20 protein-coding genes are annotated in these 22227 nt (G+C 61.6%); 11 read left to right on the top strand and 9 right to left on the bottom strand.

The features are described from left to right. Window positions 1-40: 40 nt before the first annotated feature. The gene (locus AB4N85_RS11945) at window positions 41-586 is read right to left on the bottom strand and encodes a cytochrome b (protein WP_129999585.1); all 546 of its coding nucleotides are present in this window, start codon (window positions 584-586) and stop codon (window positions 41-43) included. After that, on the bottom strand, window positions 583-1689 hold the full coding sequence (locus AB4N85_RS11950) for a catalase family peroxidase (RefSeq protein WP_252867884.1): 1107 nt from the start codon (window positions 1687-1689) through the stop codon (window positions 583-585). Before AB4N85_RS11950 ends, AB4N85_RS11945 begins: the two co-directional genes overlap by 4 nt. 156 nt (window positions 1690-1845) lie before the next feature. Between AB4N85_RS11950 and AB4N85_RS11955 the strand changes: the two genes are divergently transcribed. The 4 genes from AB4N85_RS11955 (at window position 1846) to AB4N85_RS11970 (ending at window position 5868) form a co-directional block, all read left to right on the top strand. Beyond that, complete coding sequence (locus tag AB4N85_RS11955) at window positions 1846-2352, top strand: sigma-70 family RNA polymerase sigma factor (RefSeq protein WP_150741166.1); 507 nt, start codon at window positions 1846-1848, stop codon at window positions 2350-2352. Beyond that, window positions 2349-3104, top strand: coding sequence for an anti-sigma factor family protein (locus AB4N85_RS11960; protein ID WP_122508109.1), 756 nt, complete (start codon window positions 2349-2351; stop codon window positions 3102-3104). The genes AB4N85_RS11955 and AB4N85_RS11960 overlap by 4 nt, the downstream gene beginning before the upstream one ends. A 206-nt stretch (window positions 3105-3310) precedes the next feature. After that, window positions 3311-4441, top strand: a complete 1131-nt coding sequence (gene zapE, locus AB4N85_RS11965) for a cell division protein ZapE (protein ID WP_252867885.1) — start codon at window positions 3311-3313, stop codon at window positions 4439-4441. A 113-nt stretch (window positions 4442-4554) separates the two neighbouring features. Next, window positions 4555-5868 (top strand): protein kinase, encoded by a 1314-nt coding sequence (locus tag AB4N85_RS11970; protein WP_252867886.1) that lies wholly within the window; start codon window positions 4555-4557, stop codon window positions 5866-5868. Window positions 5869-5970: 102 nt separating this feature from the next. On the opposite strand, the gene AB4N85_RS11975 is transcribed toward AB4N85_RS11970, so the two are convergent. Then, window positions 5971-6675, bottom strand: coding sequence for a YebC/PmpR family DNA-binding transcriptional regulator (locus AB4N85_RS11975; protein WP_016775324.1), 705 nt, complete (start codon window positions 6673-6675; stop codon window positions 5971-5973). A gap of 221 nt (window positions 6676-6896) precedes the next feature. Between AB4N85_RS11975 and AB4N85_RS11980 the strand changes: the two genes are divergently transcribed. Continuing rightward, on the top strand, window positions 6897-8285 hold the full coding sequence (locus AB4N85_RS11980; RefSeq protein ID WP_460068164.1) for a type VI secretion system Vgr family protein: 1389 nt from the start codon (window positions 6897-6899) through the stop codon (window positions 8283-8285). Between the two features lie 8 nt (window positions 8286-8293). Here the strand turns inward: AB4N85_RS11980 and AB4N85_RS11985 are convergent, their stop codons facing one another. Both AB4N85_RS11985 and AB4N85_RS11990 read right to left on the bottom strand, forming a co-directional pair. After that, on the bottom strand, window positions 8294-9685 hold the full coding sequence (locus AB4N85_RS11985; RefSeq protein ID WP_460068166.1) for an FAD-dependent oxidoreductase: 1392 nt from the start codon (window positions 9683-9685) through the stop codon (window positions 8294-8296). A gap of 72 nt (window positions 9686-9757) precedes the next feature. After that, complete coding sequence (locus AB4N85_RS11990; protein ID WP_016775327.1) at window positions 9758-11083, bottom strand: MFS transporter; 1326 nt, start codon at window positions 11081-11083, stop codon at window positions 9758-9760. A gap of 270 nt (window positions 11084-11353) precedes the next feature. On the opposite strand from AB4N85_RS11990, the gene AB4N85_RS11995 reads away from it, so the two are divergent. Further along, window positions 11354-12226 carry a LysR family transcriptional regulator gene (locus tag AB4N85_RS11995; RefSeq protein WP_252867889.1) on the top strand — a complete coding sequence of 291 codons (873 nt, stop codon included), beginning with the start codon at window positions 11354-11356 and terminating at the stop codon, window positions 12224-12226. 124 nt (window positions 12227-12350) lie between these two features. Here the strand turns inward: AB4N85_RS11995 and AB4N85_RS12000 are convergent, their stop codons facing one another. Beyond that, on the bottom strand, window positions 12351-13217 hold the full coding sequence (locus AB4N85_RS12000) for a LysR substrate-binding domain-containing protein (RefSeq protein ID WP_252867890.1): 867 nt from the start codon (window positions 13215-13217) through the stop codon (window positions 12351-12353). Between the two features lie 113 nt (window positions 13218-13330). On the opposite strand from AB4N85_RS12000, the gene AB4N85_RS12005 reads away from it, so the two are divergent. Together AB4N85_RS12005 and phnX are read left to right on the top strand one after the other, a co-directional pair. Continuing rightward, window positions 13331-14440 (top strand): 2-aminoethylphosphonate--pyruvate transaminase, encoded by a 1110-nt coding sequence (locus AB4N85_RS12005; RefSeq protein WP_095182102.1) that lies wholly within the window; start codon window positions 13331-13333, stop codon window positions 14438-14440. Between the two features lie 142 nt (window positions 14441-14582). Continuing rightward, window positions 14583-15410, top strand: a complete 828-nt coding sequence (gene phnX / locus AB4N85_RS12010) for a phosphonoacetaldehyde hydrolase (RefSeq protein ID WP_095182103.1) — start codon at window positions 14583-14585, stop codon at window positions 15408-15410. Window positions 15411-15496: 86 nt separating this feature from the next. Here the strand turns inward: phnX and AB4N85_RS12015 are convergent, their stop codons facing one another. Further along, complete coding sequence (locus tag AB4N85_RS12015) at window positions 15497-15838, bottom strand: hypothetical protein (RefSeq protein ID WP_143498023.1); 342 nt, start codon at window positions 15836-15838, stop codon at window positions 15497-15499. Here AB4N85_RS12015 and AB4N85_RS12020 point away from each other — a divergent pair. After that, a complete protein-coding gene (locus AB4N85_RS12020; RefSeq protein ID WP_460068170.1) occupies window positions 15816-16328 on the top strand; it encodes a hypothetical protein in 513 nt (170 codons plus the stop codon). The genes AB4N85_RS12015 and AB4N85_RS12020 overlap by 23 nt on opposite strands. A 137-nt stretch (window positions 16329-16465) precedes the next feature. Here the strand turns inward: AB4N85_RS12020 and AB4N85_RS12025 are convergent, their stop codons facing one another. Next, window positions 16466-17389, bottom strand: coding sequence for a 1-aminocyclopropane-1-carboxylate deaminase/D-cysteine desulfhydrase (locus tag AB4N85_RS12025; protein WP_252867892.1), 924 nt, complete (start codon window positions 17387-17389; stop codon window positions 16466-16468). A gap of 125 nt (window positions 17390-17514) precedes the next feature. Further along, entirely contained in the window at window positions 17515-19554 is a 2040-nt protein-coding gene (locus AB4N85_RS12030) for an NADPH-dependent 2,4-dienoyl-CoA reductase (RefSeq protein ID WP_056788766.1), read from the bottom strand. 208 nt (window positions 19555-19762) lie between these two features. On the opposite strand from AB4N85_RS12030, the gene AB4N85_RS12035 reads away from it, so the two are divergent. Beyond that, window positions 19763-20893 (top strand): nitrilase-related carbon-nitrogen hydrolase, encoded by a 1131-nt coding sequence (locus AB4N85_RS12035; RefSeq protein ID WP_252867893.1) that lies wholly within the window; start codon window positions 19763-19765, stop codon window positions 20891-20893. 3 nt (window positions 20894-20896) lie between these two features. Next, entirely contained in the window at window positions 20897-21937 is a 1041-nt protein-coding gene (locus AB4N85_RS12040) for an AraC family transcriptional regulator (RefSeq protein WP_095182107.1), read from the top strand. The last annotated feature ends 290 nt before the right edge of the window (window positions 21938-22227 follow it).

Here is a 22227-nt window from a genome sequence, read left to right on the forward strand (position 1 = left end):
AAAAGATCGCAGCCGGCCTGCGATCTTTTGCGTTATAGGGTCAGCCGCGATCGCGCCCGCGCAACATGCTGTCGAGCACTTCGTCACGACGCACCCAGCCATGGAACAGCGCCGCCGCCAGGTGCAGCAGCACTGTCAGAAACAGCAGATACGCCAAATAGCCATGGGACTTGCGCAGCAACGCAAACAGTTGCGCGTCGGCCGGCACAATTGGCGGCAGATGCAGCGACGCCGAGAGCATCACCGGCTCGCCCGAGGCACTGATCATCGCCCAGCCGAGCAACGGCAACACCAGCATCAACGCATACAACAAGACGTGGGAAGCCTTGGCTGCGAGCACCTGCCAGCCCGGCAGATCATCCGGCAGCGGCGGTTGGCGCGTGGTGAAGCGCACCAGCAGGCGCACGATCACCAGCGCCAGAATCGCGATGCCCAGGGGCTTGTGCAGATGAATCAGCCATTCATGGCGAGACGACACCGAAGTGACCATGCCCGCGCCGATAAACAGCATGGCGATGATCATCAGCGCCATCAGCCAGTGCAGCAGGCGCGCCAGCAAAACGAAATGCGTCGGTTGCTTGTTCATGGACGAGCCTCCTGTTTGGCGGCGGGCAACTGGCTGACTTCGCTGGTGCGACGCAGGTAGGAATCGGCATAGCCGGCAGAACGCGCGGCCAGCAGTGGATCTTCCGAGCCTTGAATCCCGGCCGGCAGCACCAGCGGGTCGTAGTTGATGTCACGGCACTCGCCACTGAGTTGCGGCTGGGTCTTCTCCAGCACCAGGGTTCCGGCGTTCAACACTTTGCGATCTGCGGGCCAGGTCTTGCTGGCATCGTTCACCGGGTCACCGGCGTTGGCCAGGGTGATGTTCAACTGAAAGCGCAAGGGTGCGGCGGCCAGGCGTTGCACCAGATCCTTCTCGAGAAAGTCCGCGCCTTCAGGAGCCGTGGCACCCGCCGCGTCCTGCGCCAGCGGCGTCATGCTCCAGCGTACGGCCTGTTTTTTACCGTTGCCATCGACCAGATAGAACGCATTGATGCTGTTATAGGTTTCGGTGGCGTAGCTGGCCGAAGGCTTGGCGGTCTTCACCCACGTCAGAAACGGCACGGCTTCCGGATGTGCGGCAAAAAACGCCGGCACCTTCGTCGGGTCTGGCTTGCCGGTGGCTGGATCCGGCGACTGCGCCTGCTGCAATTGGTAGAACGCTTCGGGCGTGCCCACCGGAAACACCGGCATGCTGTTCATCCCGGTGCGCCATTGCTGACCGTTCGCCTGGGTGAAGCGCAGCGCCAGGCTGCGGATCGGTACGGCGCTGTCCGGCGCATAGGGATTGCCCGCCGGCAAGGCAAAACGACCCACCACCGGTGTCTGCGGCAGGTTGAACACTTGTGCTGTAGAGAATGCCCGCGCCTCGCCACTGCTTTCGAAATGGCCGATCACGCACACGCCCTTGGCGTGATTGCGACGAAAGCCGGGATGCACGCCGTTGTTCTTTTCCAGCACATCGACCAACGCTTTTGGCGTCAATCGTTGTGGGTCAAAGTTGCCATGCACGTAGGCAAACGCCCCGGCCACGGCGGCGACTATCACGGCAATGCCGCCCAGACGTAGAACCAGGCTCGCGGCGCTCAGTGGCTCGCGCGGCGGCCTGCCGGGCGGTGCAGCGTTGGGGGACGAGCGATCAACCATGAATATCTCCAGGCCATCGGCCACAAGTGGAAAGAGTCAGCAAGACGCACCCCGTCCGGGTTTATTCCACGGCGCGGTATTTATTTTTGCGCACGGGGAATAACCTGCGCTGACGGGCGTCTTCCTAGTCCACAGCGTAGCGACCAGCAGACATTCATGAGCGAATTCGACGAACAGTTGAGAGAAATCATTCCCAGATTGCGCCGCTTCGCCGTGTCGTTGACGCGCAACAGCAGCAGCGCTGACGATCTGGTCCAGGCCAGCCTCGAGCGGGCGCTGTCGGCGTGGGGCGAAAAACGCGCCGATGGCGACTTGCGCGCCTGGCTGTTTGCAATCCTCTATCGGCAATTTCTCGATGCGCACCGTCGTTCGCGGCGCTATGCGCGAATGCTCGAGTTTTTCACCGGTCGCGACGATGCCGAGCCCTCGGTGGAACGCGCGGTGATTGCCCAGTCGACCCTGCAAGCCTTCGAACGCCTGCCCACCGAACAGCGCGCCTTGCTGCTGATGGTCTCGGTGGAAGGCCTGTCCTATAAAGAGGTCGCCGAGATCCTCGGCGCCCCGATCGGCACCGTGATGTCGCGCCTGTCCCGCGCCCGCCAGGCCTTGCGCCAACTCAGCGACGGCGAAATCAGCAGCCCTTCCTTGCGGATACTCAAATGATCAGCCTGCCTCCCAGCGAACGTGATTTGCACGCCTACGTCGACCACCAGCTCAGCGACGCCGATCGGCGCGTACTCGAGACCTGGCTGGCCAGCCACCCTGAAGAAGCGGCTCAGGTGCGCGCCTGGCAACGCGATGCTCAACAGTTGCGCGCAGCGCTGAGTGGCGCCTTGCAGCAACCGGCCAATCCGGCGCTCGACCCGATGATGATTCGCCAGCGCCGCCGCCAGCAGTCTCGTCGGCATCTGGCCAGCGCGGCGGTTTTGCTGATCGCCGTCAGCGTCGGCGGTTTCAGTGGCTGGCAGGCCCGGGAAATGACCCTGGCGCGCCCTGCGCAATTGCCGATGACTGACGCGTTGCAAGCCTATCGTCTGATCGCCCAGCAAGGCGTACTGCCCGCCGATTACAAGGTCGACAGCGATGGCGACATGCAGCGTTGGCTCGACCGCTACTTCAGCGGTGCCGGGCGATTGCCGGACTTGAAAGCTGCCGGATTCGAGCCGGTCAGCGGGCGCTTGCTCAGCACCGATGAAGGCGCGGCGGCGATGGTGATGTATGAGGATGGCAGCGGTCACAAAGTGAGCTTTTACCTGCGTCCACCGGGGCCGAAAAACACCCTGCTGCCGCGTGGCTCGCGCAGCGATGGCGATCTGCAGGCCGATTACTGGTCAGGGCCGGGCTACAACTATGCGGTGGTCAGCCCGACCGACTCGCCGGCAGCGCAGTTGCTCAAGCAATCGCCACCGTTCTGAAATCCGCCCCTTGTAGGAGCTGACGAGTGCAACGAGGCTGCGATCTGTTCGCGGCAACCCAGGATCAAAAGATCGCAGCCTCGTTGCACTCGTCAGCTCCTACAGGGGAATCATGCATATTTCATGGAGCCTATGTCCGAGGTCTGGTTAAACTTTAGCGCCGAGCTCCGGTGGAGCCGGCCCAATCAACCAGGAGCCTGTCCCGCGTGCCCGCCCGAACGCCGAAACGATCACGACTGAGCCAACGCTGGCCGTTGTTGCGCCGCCTGTTCGGCAAAAGCCTGCCCGTCAGCGCCGGGCACGATGCTCATGCCGCGACCATCCGCGATTATTTCCGCGACAAGGCCAAAAGCCAGGGCTACACCCTCAGCCGCAGTCAGCAGCACGTCATCGACTGCATGGCGCAGCAGGCCAGCGTACTGCTGGGCGACAGCGGCCACACGCCGCCGAGTCTGTACCTGTACGGAGCCGTCGGGCGAGGCAAGAGCTGGTTGCTCGACGGTTTTTTCCAGGCACTGCCGATCCCGCGCAAACGTCGCCTGCACTTCCATCAGTTTTTTGCCCGGCTGCACGACGGCATGTTCCGTCACCGCCAGGAGGAAGATGCGCTGGAAATCACCCTGGATGAGTTGCTGGAAGATTGCCAGGTGCTGTGTTTCGACGAATTTCATGTGCACGACATCGGCGACGCGATGCTGATCACGCGTTTGTTCAAGGCCCTGTTCAAACGGCGGATCATGTTGCTGGTAACCTCCAACTATGCACCCGAGGGCCTGCTGCCCAACCCGCTGTATCACGCACGCTTCAAACCGGTGATCGAGCTGATCAACACGCGCATGCAGGTGATGGAAGTCGGCGGCGACCACGACTACCGCACGCTGAACCGCCAGCATTCGCATCAAGTGTTTACCCAAGGGCATTACGTCTGGCCGGCTTCAACAGCGCAGCGCCAGGCTCTGGACCTGCCACCAGCCGACGCGCCTGCCCTTGCCCTCGAGGTTGGCAAGCGCCAGCTTCAGGCCCGTTTTTGCCAAGGCCGGCGAGTCGCGTTCACCTTCAACGATCTGTGCGAACAGCCAACGGCAGTGATGGATTATCTGCAACTGTGCCAGCGCTTCGACCAGTGGATCATCGATGACCTGCCGCAGCTCGGCGAGTGCCCGATCGCCGTGCAGCAGCGCTTCATCAATCTGATCGACGTGCTCTACGATCAGGACAAACACCTGACCCTGCTCGGCCGGTTGCCGCTGGGCCAGAGCCTGGAAGGTCACGCCATTGACCTGGCGCGCACGCGCAGCCGGTTGGGGCAATTGCAGGCAATCCACGCTCCCAACTGACTCCCACCAGGTCCCGGGACAACTCAAAATCCGTTCAGCATCCGCTTTACCGCTATCATGTCGCCCATTCCAGCGCCCCCACGTCGCTCCACCGATCAATAGCGAAACCAGACATGCACACCCTTGCTCAACTGCGCGCCGGCGAACTGTCAGGCATCACCCGCCTCGACCTGTCCTGCGGGCTGACCGAATTCCCCAACGAAATTTTCCAACTGGCCGAGACGCTGGAAGTGCTTAACCTCAGCGGCAACGCGTTATCCAGCCTGCCCGCTGACCTGCACCGCCTGGCCCGCCTGCGCGTGCTGTTCTGCTCCGACAACCAGTTCAGCGAACTGCCGGCGTGCCTCGGCCAATGCACCGCGCTGACCATGGTCGGCTTCAAGGCCAACCGTATCGTCAATGTGCCCGGTGCCGCCCTGCCGCCGCAGCTGCGCTGGCTGATCCTCACCGATAACCGCATCGAAAGTCTGCCCAGCGAACTCGGTGAACGCCCCGCTTTGCAGAAGCTCATGCTCGCCGGCAATCGCCTGCAATCGCTGCCAGACTCCCTGCGCCACTGCCATCGGCTGGAATTGCTGCGCATCGCTGCCAACCAACTCAGCGAACTGCCGCAGTGGTTGCTGACCTTGCCGAGCCTGACCTGGCTGGCCTACGCCGGCAATCCGCTGGAGACCGAAGCCGATGCCGCTGCCCTTGAGGCCACGCCGCTGATCGACTGGTCGGCGCTGCGCCTGGAGCAGCAACTGGGCGAAGGCGCTTCCGGGGTGATTTCCCGGGCGGTCTGGCAGCGTGACGATGGCACGGCGCAAGCGGTTGCGGTGAAGCTGTACAAAGGCGAGATGACCAGCGACGGCTCGCCATTGCATGAGATGAACGCCTGCATCACCGCAGGCCTGCACCCGAACCTGATCCGCGTCGAAGGGCGCATCAGCGGCCATCCCGATCAACAGCAGGGGCTGGTGATGCAACTGATTGATCCGAGCTTCGGCAATCTCGCCGGTTTGCCCAGCCTGGACTCGTGCTCGCGGGATGTTTATGCCGAAGGTTGCCGGTTCCCCGCCGAGGTCGCCCTGCACGTCGCCAAAGGCATCGCCTCAGCGGCCGAGCACCTGCACCGCCAAGGCATCACCCACGGCGATCTGTATGGCCACAACATTCTGTTGAACGATCGCGGCGATTGTCTGCTGGGGGATTTCGGCGCGGCGTCGTTTCATGCCACCGGCGATGATGTGCAGACGCGCGCATTGCAGCGCCTGGAAGTCCGTGCGTTCGGTGTGTTGTTGGGGGAATTGCTGGGGCGTGTCGACTCAGGATTGAGTACGGAGCGGCGCGCGCAACTGCAGGCGCTGGAACGACGTTGCTGTCAGGCCGATGTGCTGGGGCGGCCGGGTTTCAGTGAAGTCATCGAGGTGCTGGAAAATCTTTGACCGCTGCGCAGTCATTCGCGAGCAGGCTCGCTCCCACAATGGAATGTATTTCAAATGTGGGAGCGAGCCTGCTCGCGAAGAGGTCATTACTGGCGCGACAGATCAGCCAGCCAGACCGACGAACATGTCCTGCACGTCATCATGGTTGTCGAGGCCTTCGAGGAACGCTTCGACTTCAGCCATCTGCTCGTCGCTCAAGCCGCTGACCGGGTTCTTCGGCTGGTAGCCGAGCTTGGCCGAGAGCACGGTGAAACCTTGTTCGGGCAGGGCTTTCTGCACAGCGTCGAGGTCGGTCGGGTCGGTGAGGAACAACGTCGCGCCCTCTTCACCCGGCTCGAAATCCTGGGCACCAGCTTCGATCGCAGCCATTTCCGGATCGGCATCCGGGCTGTCCGGCGCGGCTTCGATCATGCCGACGTGGTTGAACATCCACGCCACCGAACCGGAAGCGCCCAACTGGCCCTTGCGGAATGCCACGCGGATTTCCGCAACGGTGCGGTTGATGTTGTCGGTGACGCATTCAACGATCAGCGGCACCTGATGCGGGGCGAAGCCTTCGTAGGTCACGCGATGGTATTGCACGGTTTCACCCAGCAGACCGGCGCCTTTCTTGATCGCGCGATCGAGGGTTTCTTTTGGCATCGAGGCTTTCTTCGCCTGTTCGACCACCAGACGCAGGTGTGCGTTGGTGGCGGTATCGGCACCGTTGCGTGCAGCAATGGTGATTTCCTTCACCAGTTTGCCGAAGATCTTCCCTTTGGCGTTGGCTGCCGCTTCTTTGTGTTTAACCTTCCACTGTGCGCCCATTACTCACTCTCTTGATCTGTGGCGCCGAGACATCTATTGGCCGACGCGTGGCGGCAAGTTTATACGGCCTAAAGTCGGCAATCGACCAAAAAAACAGCCGACGGAATCGACATCTTCACCAAAGCATGTAGGGGGATTCTGAAAAGCGCCTTTGACATGACCATTCAGCCCGACGGTTTCGTACCCTTGAAACCCCGTATCGCCTGACAGGGCCTGCTCGAATGCTCAATGACAAGGAAAGTCCCTTCACCCTTACGCTGACCGACAGCGGATTGCGCCTGCCGGTGGTGCGTTTTCGCGGCGAGGAAGCGCTGAACCAGCCTTACCGTTTCGATATCGAACTGCTCGGCCTGGCCCCGGCCATCGTCCCGGGATCCTTCCTGCACAGGCCAGCCTTTTTGCGGCTCAGTGAGCAGCACGGGTTCCACGGCGTCATTTCCAGCGCCAGCTGCGAACATCGCGGCACCCATCGGGTCGGCTATCGACTGATTCTGGTGCCGCATCTGCAGCAACTGGCGCAAACGCACAAGCGCCGCGTGTTTACTCACCTGAGTGTGCCGCAGATCATCCAGCAACTGCTCGAAGAACATGCCCTGCCAGCGCACAGCTACCGCATTGAAATGAGCGTCGGTCACTACCCGGCAAGGGCGTTTTGCATTCAGTACGAAGAAAGCGATCTGGCATTGCTGCAGCGGCTATGCGAAGAAGAAGGCATCCACTATCACTTCGAACACGGGCCGCACGGACACGTCGTGGTGTTCGCCGACGACAGCCTGAGTCTGCCGCAGGAACCGGTTGAAATCCCTTTCAATGCTGATGAGCAACCACCATCGCCCTGCGTCAGCGCACTCTATCAACAGCATCGCGCGGCGCCCGTGCCGATGCTGCATGCGGTGCGCAATCGTGGCCAGCCAACCGGCAACGCTGAAGCCGCCAACGAAGTCTCCACCGAGTTGCCGATGCCCGCGCGATCGCCGGAACGTCTGTACGCCGAACAGCGCAGCCGACGTCATCTGCAACGCCAGCGCTGCCAGTTGCGTTCCATTCACGGGCGCAGTGATTGCAGCGATTTGCTCAGTGGCCGACTGCTGCTTGTGGCCGACCATCCGATTCATCATTTCAACGAACAATGGCTGATATGCGCCGTGCGCCACCAAGGGCAGCACCCTTCGATCCTTGATCCGGCGCCAAGCGTTGAGCGTTATCACAACGACTTCACTGCACAGCCCTGGTCGACCGACTTCCGTCCGCCACTCAAACAAGCTCGCCCGAATATTGCCGGTTATCACTTGGCGAAAGTCGCGGGTGCGCCTGGGCAACCTGCGCAAGTGGACGAAAACGGCTGCCTCGCTGTAAGCCTGTGGCCGTCTGCGGATAAATGCGCCAGCGACGCCCTGTGGCTGCCGATCGCCATGAGCCGGCTCAGCGGCCCCGTCGCCATCGATCAATTACCGCGTGCCGGCAGTGAAGTGTGGGTGAGTTTCCTCGACAGCGATCCAGACCGACCGATCCTGTGCCTCAGCCACGCACGCCAGCCACCGGAGCGCGAATCAGAACCCGCGCGCGACAGCCTGTTGCTCGACTGGCTGAGCCACCGCGCCGAGCATTGATTGGCGCCTCAGCCTTTGTCCGCCTTGCCCGCCGCCGCCGCGAACTTGGCCAGGCGCACGTCCAGATGCCGAGGCCGGCGTCCGTGATCTTCGGCGCGCTCCTTGCGGCGGATGGCGTTGCGCACCATCAGCGAGCCGAGGTAGCGAATCGGTTCCGGCGGGAAATAACCCAGCGGCCCGTTGACCAGCGGCGAACGGGTCCACGGGTTATCCAGGCCCTGCACCAGCGCGGCGAGAATCTGCCCGCCCATGTGACACGGGCCGACGCCGCTGCCGGAATAACCGAAGCCGTAAAACACGTTGCCCGCCGAGCTCATCTGGCCGAAGAACGGCAAACCGGTCACCGAACGATCCGATGGGCCGTTCCACGTCGCGTCGATTTTGACCTCGGCGAAGGCCGGGAAAAAATCCGCGAGACTGCGCTTGAGCAATCCGGCATAAGGCGTCGGCTGATCGAACACCGGCAGCATCCGCCCGCCATAGGCGAAGGTGTTGCCGCCCTTGCCGAGCATGATCCGGCCGTCCGGGGTGTTGTGGTAGTAATGCACGAAAATCCGCGAATCGAGGACGCTGACGCCGCTGGTCAAACCGATTTGCTGCAGCAGGTCCGGGCGCGGTTCGGTGATCAGCATGTCACTGGAAACGATCGCCACACTGCGCTCGAACTGAGGAAACGCGCGGGCCATCCACGCATTCATCGCCAGCACCACGCGGTCGGCGATGACCTTGCCGCCGGGTGTGTGGATGCGTGCCGGGCGGCCCTCTTCCAGACCGGTCATCGCCGTGCCTTCATGTATCTTCACGCCCAATTGCAGCGCCACCCGGCGCAGACCGCGTACCAGTTTGCCCGGTTGCACGCTGGCAGCCGCCGGGGAAAACCAGCCCTCCAGGTGTTTTGCTGAGCCAGCCATGCGCTGCACATCGGCGAGCGGCCGCTGGCTGAACGAGTTGATGCCATTACGCTCCAGCGCCGCGATCACCGCATCAGTTGCGCCGACCTGGGCGCGATTGGTCGCGGTGTACAGCGTGCCGTCGAGGCGGTAGTCGGCATCGAGGCCGTACTGCTCGCAGAACTCGCCGATCGCATGGATGCTGCGCTCCGATTCCCTGACCAGACGCACCGCTTCTTCAACGCCGAACAAGCGCTCCAGGGTGAAATACTTGGCCGACCATGACAGTGCGCAACCACCATTACGGCCACTGGCGCCGGCACCGCAGATGTCTGCTTCGATCAGCAGCACCTCCAGCTCGGGGTTTTGCTGCTTGAGCATGATCGCCGTCCACAATCCGGTGTAGCCGCCGCCCACAATGCATACATCGGTGCGCACCTCGCCTTGCAGCGGTGGACACTGCTCGGATGGGTCGGCCTGCAAGGCTTGCTCGAGCCAGAACGGTCGCATGGGAAATCTCCAGTCAGAAAGCCACGACGCAGCCTGCCGCGCACCGCGCAGCAGGCCACGGGGCGAAGGGTTTCAGGAACGCAGCGGTTTGACGCTCAGCGGGCAGTTGGGGATCGCCGCGCGCGGCTCCATCACGCCGACCGGCCGACTGTTCCAGTGCGGAATCAGCACCAGCGCCGAGAACAGCGCGCATCCGGCGAAGACGATGAACACCGTCACCGAGTCGAAGTAGCCCGGCAGCAAACCGCCGAGCACTGCGCCAACGGAGCCGCAGCCGTTGACGAAACCGGCGGCGGTGGCACCGGCCTTGGCCTTGCCGAAATCGATGGCGGCCGCACCGCTGATCATCGAGTCCGGGCCGTACAACGTCAGGCCCATGACGAACAGCAACGCGACGACCAACAACACGCTGCCGGTGTTCAGCGCAGCCATGAACAGCGCCAGCGTTACGGTCAGCGCCAACAGACTCAGCACGCAGGCCGGCATGCGTCGGGCGCCGAAGAGTTTGTCCGAGGCCAGGCCGATCATGATCGGCCCGAGCAATCCGGCCAGTTCAAACGCGGTGGGAATGATCGCCGCGCCAACCTTGCCGACACTGGGCATCTGCTCGAAAACAATCACTGGCCCCCACAACAGAATCGCGTAGCGCGCCGGTTTCAGCAGGAAATACGCCAGGCCCAGCACCAGCACCGTGCGGTTGCGCAGGATTTCCTTTAACGGCTCCCACACGCTGAGTTTGCTGTTGGCTGCGGTTTCCTCGGCGGTCAGTTCCGGCTCGGGCTCCACCGCCGGCAAGCCGACGTCTTCCGGTTTGTTGCGCTGGAAGATAAAGAACAGCACGGCCACCACCGCGACCACCGCCGCGCTGGAAATGAATGCCGCGTGCCAGGTGCCGACCAGCGTGTAGGCCCACCAGCCGGCGAACGGCGAGGCGACCAGACCACCAAACGCGTAACAGGAACTCCACAAGCCGAGCACGCGCCCGCGCTGCTCTGACGGGAAGAAGCTGCCAAGGTTTTTACACAGCCCCGACCAGCCAGTGGACTGCGCCAGACCTTGAATCAACATGCACGTGGCGAAGATCGGCAATGTAGCGAAACTGCCCATCACCAGCGCCGCAGCGGCGGATATCAGCAAACCGCCAAGCACTACGACTCGCGGGCCAAAGCGATCGGCGAGCATGCCCCAGGTGAACTGTCCGAGGGCATACGCCGCCAGATAGATCGCGTCGAGGTTGGCCATGGCCATTTTGTCGAGGGTGAAATCGGGGTCTTCGGCGATGCCCAGTTTGGCCACCGAAAACGCTTTGCGGGTGAAGTAGAACGCGGCGTACGCGAGCCAGGTAATAGCGAAGATCTGCACGCGCCAACGCGCCAGGGTGCCGATGTGCTTGTTCATGGTGGTTCTGACCTCAGGGTGTGAGTGTGCCGGCAGAATCGTTAAGAAAAACGCCTGTGTTTTTTATTGTTGAGCACTGCGATACCGCCCCTTCCCTTCGGCGATAACGGTCAGATGAGTCTGCTGTTGCACGCACAGGCTCATGGGCCGGCGCCGCTGCTCGACCGAGCAGTCAGCGATGGCGTGAGCCGATCAAAGCAATTACTGTTTAATAAATAAAATCGATTTATCGTATTTCACAAATAAGCCGAGCTTGTTACTGGAGCCACCATGTCTGTCTCTCACGCCCAACTCAAAGCGTTCCACGCGGTGGCCGTCCATGGCAGCTTCACCCGCGCCGCCGAGCGGCTTTATCTGACGCAACCGGCGATTTCCGACCAGGTGCGCAAACTCGAAGAACGCTTCGGCGTGCTGCTGTTTCACCGCAATAAACGTTCCGTACGCCTGACCGATCTCGGCGAGCGCCTGCTGGCGATCACCCAGCGCCTGTTCGTGATCGAAGCCGAAGCGCAGGAATTGCTGCAGGAATCCCAGGCCCTGCAGACCGGCAGCCTGATTCTCGCGGTGGACGCGCCGATCCACGTGTTGCCGCAGATCGCACGGTTCTGCGAGCGCTACCCGGGCATCAGCGTGAAAATCGAAACCGGCAATACCGATGAATCGCTGTTTCGCCTGTTCAACTATCAGGCCGATCTGGCGCTGCTCGGCCGCGACGTAAACGATGAACGCTTGCTGTGTGTGCCGTTGCGCAACGATCCGATGGTGGCGTTCGTTTCGCGCAATCATCCGTGGGCCGAGCGCGAATCGATCTGTCTGGCCGATCTGGATGACACGCCACTGGTGCTGCGTGAGACCGGTTCGGTGACCCGGCAGACCCTGGAAGAGGAAATGGCCCGCGCAGGTTTGCGCATCCGCCCGGCGATTCAGGTTGAAGGTCGGGAAGCGGCGCGCGAAGCCGTGGTGGTGGGGATCGGGGTTGGTGTGGTTTCAGCGGCGGAGTTCGGCGCCGACTCACGGGTCTGCGCGTTGCCGATCACCGACTGCACGAGGCGCCTGACCGAAACCCTGGTGTGCTTGCGCGAACAGAGTACGCGGCGGGTGGTGGCGACGTTTCTCGATATGGTTCGCGAGAGCCTGACCTGACTCACTCCCTGTCCTGATCGTTCCCACGCTCTGCGTGGGAATGCCTCAACGGACGCTCCGCGTTCGGCTTTGGATGGGACGCAGAGCGTCCCGGGCTGCGTTCCCACGCAGAGCGTGGGAACGATCACGGTGCGGCTAGCGCCAGATCAAAAAACGCCTGAATCAAGCGCAACTCGCGCCGGCGCTCCATGCAGCCAATCATGTGCCGGTTCATCAGCCCTTCCCCGGCAATCGGGATCGCCACCACGCGCGGGTCATGACTGACCTCCACCGATGACACCACACCGACACCCAACTCGGCCGCGACCGCTTCGGTCACCGCCTCGCGACTGTCCAGCTCCAGCAACACCCGCGGCTGAATCGAGGCCTGCGCACACGCTTGATCAAAAGTGCGCCGGGTAATCGAACTCGGCTCGCGCAGGACCATGATCACTTGGTCCAGCTCCTTGAGTTTCACGTCAGCGGAGCGATTCGCCCAGCGATGCCCCGCCGGCACCAACGCGCAGATCCGCGATTCGCTCAGCGCTTGCAGATGCAGGCCCTTGCGCGGCTCGACCTCGGTCAGCACCGCGACATCGGCGTGTTCCGACAACAGCGCCGCCAGGGTTTCCTGGGCATTGCCCAGACGCAGGTTGACGGTGATCCCCGGATAGCGCGCGCGCAAACTTGCCAACATCGGCATGACCATGTGCGGCCCATCCGCCGCCACCTCCAGACGCCCGGTCAACAATTGCCGATTGGCCTCGAGCAGCGTCTGCGCTTCTTCCGCCAGACCGAACATGGCGCGGGTGATCGCCGCCAGTTTGGTGCCCTCCTCGGTCAGTTCCACCCGTCGCGCGGTGCGCCGCAGCAAGGTGATCTGGTAGTGCTCTTCCAGTGCCTTGATGTGTCCGGTGACCGCCGGCTGGCTGATGAACAACCGCGCAGCCGCGCGGGTGAAGCTGCCTTCGCGGGCCACGGCATCGAAGGCGCGCAGCTGAAACAGATTCATGGATAACCCTCACTGATGGCTGGCATAACAACAAACAATTTGATTGATGAAGCGGCGAATTGCAACGTAGGCGCCGTAGCTTCATCCCACAGCGTTTTCGCGAGGACACCCGAATGAGTACCGCCGCACCGATTCTGCTCACTCCCGGCCCGTTGACCACTTCGGCCCGCACCCGTCAGGCCATGATGGTCGATTGGGGTTCGTGGGATGACCGCTTCAACCAGCTGACCGCCAGCCTGTGCGAGCAATTGCTGGCCATCCTCAACGGCGCCGCCAGCCACCATTGCGTACCGTTACAGGGCAGCGGCACCTTCGCCGTCGAAGCGGCGATCGGCACGCTGGTACCGCGTGATGGCAAAATCCTCGTGCTGATCAACGGCGCTTACGGCAAACGGCTGGCGAAGATCTGCGATGTGCTTGGGCGCTCGTTCAGCACCTTCGAAACCGCCGAAGACGAACCGACCACCGCCGCCGACGTCGACCGCTTGCTGCGCGCCGACGCTGACATCACCCACGTGGCGCTGATCCACTGCGAAACCAGCACCGGCATTCTCAATCCGCTGGCAGAAATCGCCGAGGTCGTCGCGCAACACGGCAAACGTCTGATCATCGACGCCATGAGCTCATTCGGCGCGTTGCCGGTGGATGCGCAAAAAGTACCGTTCGACGCGCTGATCGCCGCCTCCGGCAAATGCCTGGAAGGCGTACCGGGTATGGGTTTTGTCTTCGCCCGCAAGGAATCGCTGGCCGCCGCGGCTGGCAACTCGCACTCGCTGGCGATGGACCTGTACGACCAGCACGCCTACATGATGAAAACCGGGCAATGGCGCTTCACCCCGCCCACCCATGTGGTCGCGGCGCTGCACGAAGCGTTGCTGCAATACCGCGAAGAAGGCGGTCTGCCGGCGCGGCATGCGCGTTATGCCGCCAACTGTCAGGCGCTGATGGAAGAGATGAACAAGCTCGGCTTGCGCAGCTTCCTGCCGGCGGCGATTCAGGCGCCGATCATCGCCACTTTCCATGCCCCGCAGGATCCGCGCTACCAGTTCAAGGACTTCTATGAGCGGGTCAAGGCCAAGGGTTACATCCTCTACCCCGGCAAGCTGACCCAGGTCGAAACTTTCCGCGTCGGCTGCATCGGCCACGTCACCCCGGACGAAATGCGCCAGGCCGTAGCAGCAGTAGGTGAAGTGCTGCGCGAGATGGAAGTGCTCGATATCTGAGCCTCACCAAAAATCCCCTGTGGGAGCGAGCCTGCTCGCGAAAGCGTCGTCCCAGGCGACACATACGCTGATGTCAGACCGCTTTCGCGAGCAGGCTCGCTCCCACATTTTGATCTCATTTTCAAATCAGGAATTGATTACCATGAACTACACCAATCCAAGCAAGCTGCAAGCCGCGATCCTCGACTGGGCCGGTACCGTGGTCGATTTCGGCTCGTTCGCGCCGACGCAGATCTTCGTCGAAGCCTTCGCCGAGTTCGATGTGCAGGTGTCGATTGAAGAGGCCCGTGGGCCGATGGGCATGGGCAAGTGGGATCACATCCGCACCCTCTGTGATCAGCCGCAAGTGGCGGAGCGTTATCGCAAGGTATTCGGTCGCACGCCGACCGACGATGACGTCACCGCTATCTACAACCGCTTCATGCCGTTGCAGATCGAGAAAATCGCCGAGCACTCGGCACTGATTCCCGGCGCGCTGGACGCCATCGCCCAACTGCGCGCACAAGGCATCAAGATCGGTTCCTGCTCCGGTTACCCGAAAGCGGTCATGGACAAAGTCGTCGAACTCGCCGCCAGCAACGGCTACGTCGCCGACCACGTGGTCGCCACCGACGAAGTGCCAAACGGTCGTCCATGGCCGGCGCAAGCGTTGGCCAACGTGATCGCTCTGGGCATCGACGATGTTGCAGCGTGCGTGAAGATCGACGACACCGTGCCGGGCATTCTCGAAGGTCGCCGGGCCGGCATGTGGACGGTTGCGCTGATTTGCTCGGGCAACGCGCTGGGTCTGGATTATGAGGGTTTCCGCGCGCTGGGCAGCGATGAACTGGCCAGCGAGCGCCAGCGCATCCACGCGCTGTTCGCAAGTTCGCGGCCGCATTACATGATCGACACCATCAGCGATCTGCCGGAAGTGATCGCCGACATCAACAAGCGTCTGGCCAACGGTGAGATGCCGCAAAACGCCTGAGGCCGATAACCGGAACACCGCTGATCCATGACAATCAGCGGTGTTTTTTTGCACTGTCTTAAATAAATATATTGCCCGGTTATTACTTACTCTGAAACAAGGTTGCCCTCTGCGTCGTACGCACTACCATCGGGATGTTTAACGCTTCCGTCAGGCAATTGTTCAGTACCATCTTCCCAGACAATACGGCCATCCGGATATTCAACGGTATTATCAGACCATACGATTCGCCCGTCCGGATACTCTACCCGGCCGTCGTCATATTGAATGATGCCGTCGGGACGCTTGATCGAAGTCTTATCAACGTCAACCACGCTACCGTCAGGCAGTGTGGTCGAACCATCGACATTGACGGTCGCACCGAGTGTTTGAATCAGCGTAATCAAGGCCACCGGATCGATGTTGATGTTAAGGGTCGGCCATGGCATTGGCGGACGCTTGGTATCGACCGGCGCTACTGGTGCGGTCGGCGCAACTGGTTTGGTTGGGGCTACCGGTTTGGTTGGCGCCACTGGTTTGGTCGGTGCTACTGGCTTGGTTGGCGCCACTGGCTTGGTCGGCGCTACCGGTTTGGTTGGTGCCACTGGCTTGGTCGGCGCTACCGGTTTGGTTGGTGCTACTGGCTTGGTTGGCGCTACCGGCTTGGTCGGCGCTACCGGTTTGGTTGGTGCTACTGGCTTGGTTGGTGCCACTGGTTTGGTCGGTGCCACTGGTTTGGTCGGTGCTACGGGTTTGGTTGGCGCCACTGGCTTTGGTGTAGTGGTAGTGGTAGTGGGGCGAGGCTTGGAGATCGGACTTTTCATATTCACACTCAAATTTACAAATATAATTATGATCTTTAATAACAAACTAAAGAGCCGAACCAACAATAATCACGCACAACAAACTATTCAAATCAAAAGAACCTACAAGATATAAGCAACATAGAGTTACGCCCACAGATCAACGCACACCAACAACTTTAAATAAGCAGAAATAATAAACCGTACAAACAAGACTTTTGTGTGTTGCAAATATCATTAAGCCGAAACGCATGTACTGATCGCGTCCATCGGCTATGTCAATGCAAATCCGCGTCGCCCCTGCAAGCCCCCCGTGTGGATAAAGATCAGACGCGTGCCGATGGCAAATTCGCCTGCTTCGACATGCTGCTTGAGCGCCAGCAAGGCCTTGCCGGTGTACAGCGGTTCCAAAGGGATGCCGCTGGTTTGCTCGGTCTGATCGATGAAGGTCAGCAACGCCTCGTCAACTATGGCGAAACCACCACGGCTGGCGTCGATCAGTTGATAGTCCGCCGCAGGCTCGGTGGCGGGCGCGAGGATCGACTCGATGTTCGGCGCTACGCCGTGATCATCCGGTACCGCCAGAGCACCGTACACCGCGCGCTTGCCTTGCTCGGCGAGCGCCAGCCCGGCCAGTGTCGTGCCGGTGCCACAGGCCAGCCACCAGGCGTCGAAATCATCCCAGCCCAGCTTGGCCAATTGCTCTTCGGCTTGCTGCCTGATCGCTGCGCAACCCAGTGCGCCGGCCAGTCCACCACCGCCCTCGGGCACTGCACGCAGCGTCGGATATTGCGCTTGCCATGGCGTCCAGAATCCCGCTTCGTGCCGCGCGCGATAGCCGGCGTAACCCAGCCAATGCAACTGCATGCCGAACGCTTGCAGATCCCGCACTGTCGGCGTGTCCTGCGGGTGCCCGCGCAGCAGTCCCACGGTTTTGAAACCCAGCCGTTTGCCCGCCGCCGCCAGCGCATGCAGGTGATTGGAATGCGCACCGCCGAGGCTGATGATGCCCTCGGCACCGGCACGCTCGGCGGCTTTGAGGTGTTCGACGAGTTTGAACCACTTGTTGCCGCTGATCAGCGGGTCGATGCGGTCCAGGCGCAGGATCGCAACCTCGATGCCGGCAGCTGCAAGCCAGTCCAGATGGAGCGGTTCGAGAGGGGCCGGGGGTAGCCAGTTGGGGGGAGGCAAAAGCATGGGCACTGCACAATCTGGAAAAGACCACATACTAGTAGGAGCTGCCGCAGGCTGCGATCTTTTGATCTTGCTTTTGAAATCAGGATCAACAGATCGCAGCCTTCGGCAGCTCCTACAGAATGTGTTTACAACTCAGCCGCCAGCCGCGAACCCTGATTGATCGCGCGCTTGGCGTCCAGCTCCGCCGCCACATCCGCGCCGCCGATCAAGTGTACGTTCTGCCCGGCTTCAACCAGACCATCGTGCAACTCACGCAACGGATCCTGCCCCGCGCAGATCACGATGTTGTCCACTGCCAGCAGTTGCGGCTCGCCGGATTCGCCGATGCGAATGTGCAAGCCTTGGTCATCGATGCTCAGGTATTCGACGCTGTTGAGCATCTGCACCTGTTTGTTCTTCAGACCGGTGCGATGAATCCAGCCGGTGGTTTTGCCCAGACCGTCGCCGACCTTGGTTTTCTTGCGCTGCAACAGGAACACCTCACGGGCCGGCGCATGCGGTGCCGCTTTGATTCCCGCCACACCACCACGGGCCTCCAGTTGCGTGTCGATGCCCCACTCTTTCCAGAACGCCGCGCGATCCAGACTGGTGGCTACGCCTTGATGAACGAGAAATTCCGAGACATCGAAACCGATCCCGCCAGCACCGATTACCGCGACACGCTTGCCGACCGGTTTGCGCTCGAGGATCACATCCAGATAACTCAGCACCTTGGCATTTTCGATGCCCGGAATCGCCGGCACGCGCGGGGCGATACCGGTGGCGAGAATGATTTCGTCGTAGCCGCCCTCAACCAACTTGGCCACGTCGACGCGGGTGTTCAGGCACACCTCGACATTGGTGGTTTGCAGCTTGCGGTTGAAGTAGCGCAGGGTTTCGAAAAATTCCTCCTTGCCCGGCACGCGCTTGGCAATGTTGAACTGGCCACCGATCTCACTGGCCGAATCGAACAACGTCACCTGATGACCGCGCTCGGCGGCCACGGTGGCGGCAGACAAGCCGGCAGGGCCGGCACCGACCACGGCGATTTTCTTGATCTGCTGCACCGGCAGGTAATTGAGTTCGGTCTCGTGGCAGGCACGCGGGTTGACCAGACAACTGGTGAGCTTGCCGCCAAAGGTGTGGTCGAGGCACGCCTGGTTGCAGCCGATGCAGGTGTTGATTTCGTCGGCGCGGCCTTCGGCGGCTTTGTTGACGAAGTCCGGATCGGCGAGGAATGGTCGGGCCATGGAGACCATGTCGGCATCGCCCTCGGCAAGAATCTGCTCGGCAATTTCCGGGGTATTGATGCGGTTGGTGGTGATCAGCGGGATGCTCACCGAGCCGCGCAACTTGGCCGTAACCTTGCTGAACGCTGCACGCGGAACCTTGGTGGCGATGGTCGGAATCCGCGCTTCGTGCCAGCCGATACCAGTGTTGATGATGGTCGCACCGGCCTGCTCGATGGCTTTGGCCAGCATGACGATTTCATCCCAGGTGCTGCCACCTTCGACCAGATCGAGCATCGACAGGCGGAAGATGATGATGAAATTCGGCCCGACCGCTTCGCGCACACGACGGACAATTTCTACCGGCAGGCGCATGCGGTTTTCGTAGCTGCCACCCCAGCGGTCAGTGCGGTGGTTGGTGTGCGCGGCGAGGAACTGGTTAATGAAGTAACCTTCCGAGCCCATGATCTCGACGCCGTCGTATTCGGCGGTTTGCGCCAATACCGAGCAGGTGACGAAATCGCTGATCTGTTTTTCGATGCCCTCTTCGTCCAGCTCTTTGGGCTTGAACGGGTTGATCGGCGCCTGAATCGCGCTCGGTGCTACTTGTTTCGGGCTGTAGGCGTAACGCCCGGCGTGAAGAATCTGCATGCAGATCTTGCCGCCCGCCTCGTGCACCGCGCGAGTGACGATGCGGTGCTTGAGCGCCTCTTCCTCGGTAGTGAGCTTGGCCGCGCCGGAATACACGCCGCCCTCGTCATTCGGGCCGATGCCGCCGGTGACCATCAGGCCGACACCGCCACGGGCACGTTCGGCGAAGTACGCCGCCATGCGTTCGAAGCCACCCGGCTTTTCTTCAAGGCCAGTGTGCATCGAGCCCATCAGGGTGCGGTTGCGCAGCGTGGTGAATCCCAGGTCCAGCGGGGCCAGCAGATGCGGGTAATGAGCGGCGGTCATCGGTAACTCCACAACGAGCGATCACGGAAAAGTTGCGGGAGCTCTGCGTCCCCCGTCAGTCATGTTCGACAGACTAAGAGTCGCACCGCTGTCACTCAATGACCGTAACTGACAAGTTATTGATCCAAATGCGCAGCGCCCCTTGGCAACCCGGGCCATGGGCCCTACCCTAGTCGGCACATCCTGTACCCGGTTGTTGTTGGTTTTCATGCGCAAACTTCTGTATCTGTTTTTCTCCATGGCCCTCGTTGCCGCCCTGACCACCTACGCCATGTGGGCGGCAGACCGGCCGGCGGGACATTACCTGTCGGACCTGCGCATCAAGCTCGCCGTCAATCAGGGCACGCCCGGCGATCGTGGCAATCTGCTCGGCATCCAGCCCGAACTGTTCCCCACCGATTACCAAAGCTCCGCACGCCTGCACCGCAAACTCGCGGCGTATCTGCAGCAGGCCCGTGATCAAGGCTTGCTCAACGAAAAAACCGTGGTGGTGTTGCCCGAGCACGTCGGCACCTGGCTGATGATCAGCGGCGAGAAAGACGAGTTGTATCAGGCGCCAACGCTGGCGGAGGCAATGAACTGGCTGGCGGCGAGCAATCCACTCCTGTTTGCCCGAGCGTGGCTGCGGGCCAAGGGCGAGCAACGCCTGGATGACGCTTATCTGCGGATGAAAGCGAAGGCCATGGCCAAGGATTACCAGGCGCTGTTCGGCGGTCTGGCCAAGGAGTTCCAGGTCACCCTGGTGGCCGGCTCCATCGTGCTGCCGGAGCCAAGCATCCGCGACGGCCGGCTCAAGCCCGGCAGCGGCGCCCTGTTCAACAGCAGCGTGGTGTTTGGTCGCAACGGCGTACCGTTGGGCCAGCCGCAGCGGCAGATGCATCCGATCTTTGATCAGCAAGGTGTGATTCAGGCCGAAGACAAACACGCCATCCAGGTCGTCGACACACCGGCCGGACGCTTAGGCATCCTGATCGGCAGTGACAGCTGGTATCCCGCCAACTACCGCACCCTCGATGAGCAAGGCGCGCAACTGGTGGCGGTGCCGGCGCAGGTTATTGGCCAAGGCGCCTGGGACAAGCCATGGCGTGGCTACAAGGGCTCGAGCACGCCGGGCTCGGTCAGCCTCAAGCCCGGCGACCTCAGTGAAGGTCAGGCCTGGCACCGACTGACCCTCACCGCACAACCACCGAGCAGCCGCGCGATTGCCGGCGTCAGTGTGTTCATGCGCGGGCAGTTCTGGGATAAGTCGAGTACCGGCACAAGCTTCCTCAGCAGCAACGGCCAGCAGTTCGCCGATGGCGAGGCCCGTGGTGCGCGCTTGCTGAACGTCTGGCTGTAAACCATGAAGCCACAGCCGATGCGCCTCGGGGATCTGTCAGTGGGCGTCGTCCATAGTCTGGCCGATGCCGTGCGCAGCCACGACGTCGATCCGCTGCCTCTGCTTGAACAATATGGCCTTGATGCCGCGCGACTGGCCGAGGCCGGGGCGCGCTTGTCGATCCCGCGTTACATGCGCCTCGGCCATGCGGCGATTCAACTCACCGGCGACCCGGCTCTGGGCCTGCGCATGGGCCGGATGATCCGCTTGAATCAGGCCGGTCTGGCCGGCATCACTGCGGCGCAAGCACCCACCGTGCGTGAAGCGGCCCGCTGCCTGACGCGCTTCGAGCCGCTTTACGGCTCGAACTATCGCGGGCAGTCCAGTTTCCACGAAGACGCCAACGGTGCGTGGCTGCGCTTCTACTCGATCAGCCCGTACAACACCTATAACCGCTTCGTGGTCGACTCGATCCTCGCTGGCTGGCTGCATCAGTTGTCGAGCCTGTGCGGCGAAACGTTACGCGCCGAGCGAATCGAAATCGAATTCGAAGCGCCGGATTACCGCGACGCCTACACAATGCTCGGTGAATGCCCGATCCAGTTCAGCGCCGAGCGCAACCAACTGCGCCTGAGCCTGAGCAGCCTCGCCCTGCGCAACCCTGAACACTGCCCGAGCACCTGGCGACATCTGCTGCAATTGTGCGAGCGGGAGCTGGAACAACTGACCCGCACCCGCAGTTTGCGCGAGCGCATCACCCAATTGCTCGGCCCGCTGCTCAATGGCGGCCGCGAGCCGGATCTTGAAGAAGTCGCGGCACGCCTGAAACTGCCGACCTGGACCTTGCGCCGCAAGCTCACTGAGGAAGGCACGCAATTTCGCGCGATCCTCAATGACACACGCCGCGATTTGGCGATGACCTACATCCGCGACACCGAACTGGCGTTCGGCGAAATCGCCTACCTGCTGGGCTTCGCCTCAGCTGAAGCCTTCCAACGCGCATTCAAGCGCTGGAGCGGGCAGACGCCCGGCGAATCCCGACGAAATTACCGCTCGGGAGCCTGAAGCTCAGAGTTCCGTCGCGTCGTCAGCCGGTTCTGGTTGATCCAGTTCAAAGGCCTGGTATTCAAGCAATTCTTCCTGATACTCATCCATCGTATAAATCCCCCAAACCGCTCGCTGTGAAAATGGCCTGATCAATCGACCTGTGCCCCGAGCATAAAGTGCCCGTGTGAAGGAAAAGTGAAACGCTGCCTTCATGAATAAAACGTAGCAGGTGGTTGGGGATTTATCGCGGCGATGATGCCGCAGGTGTGTAACCAGATTTTAAGCCAACCCGAAAACCACTGTGGGAG

Source organism: Pseudomonas sp. H1_G08 (assembly GCF_054681355.1).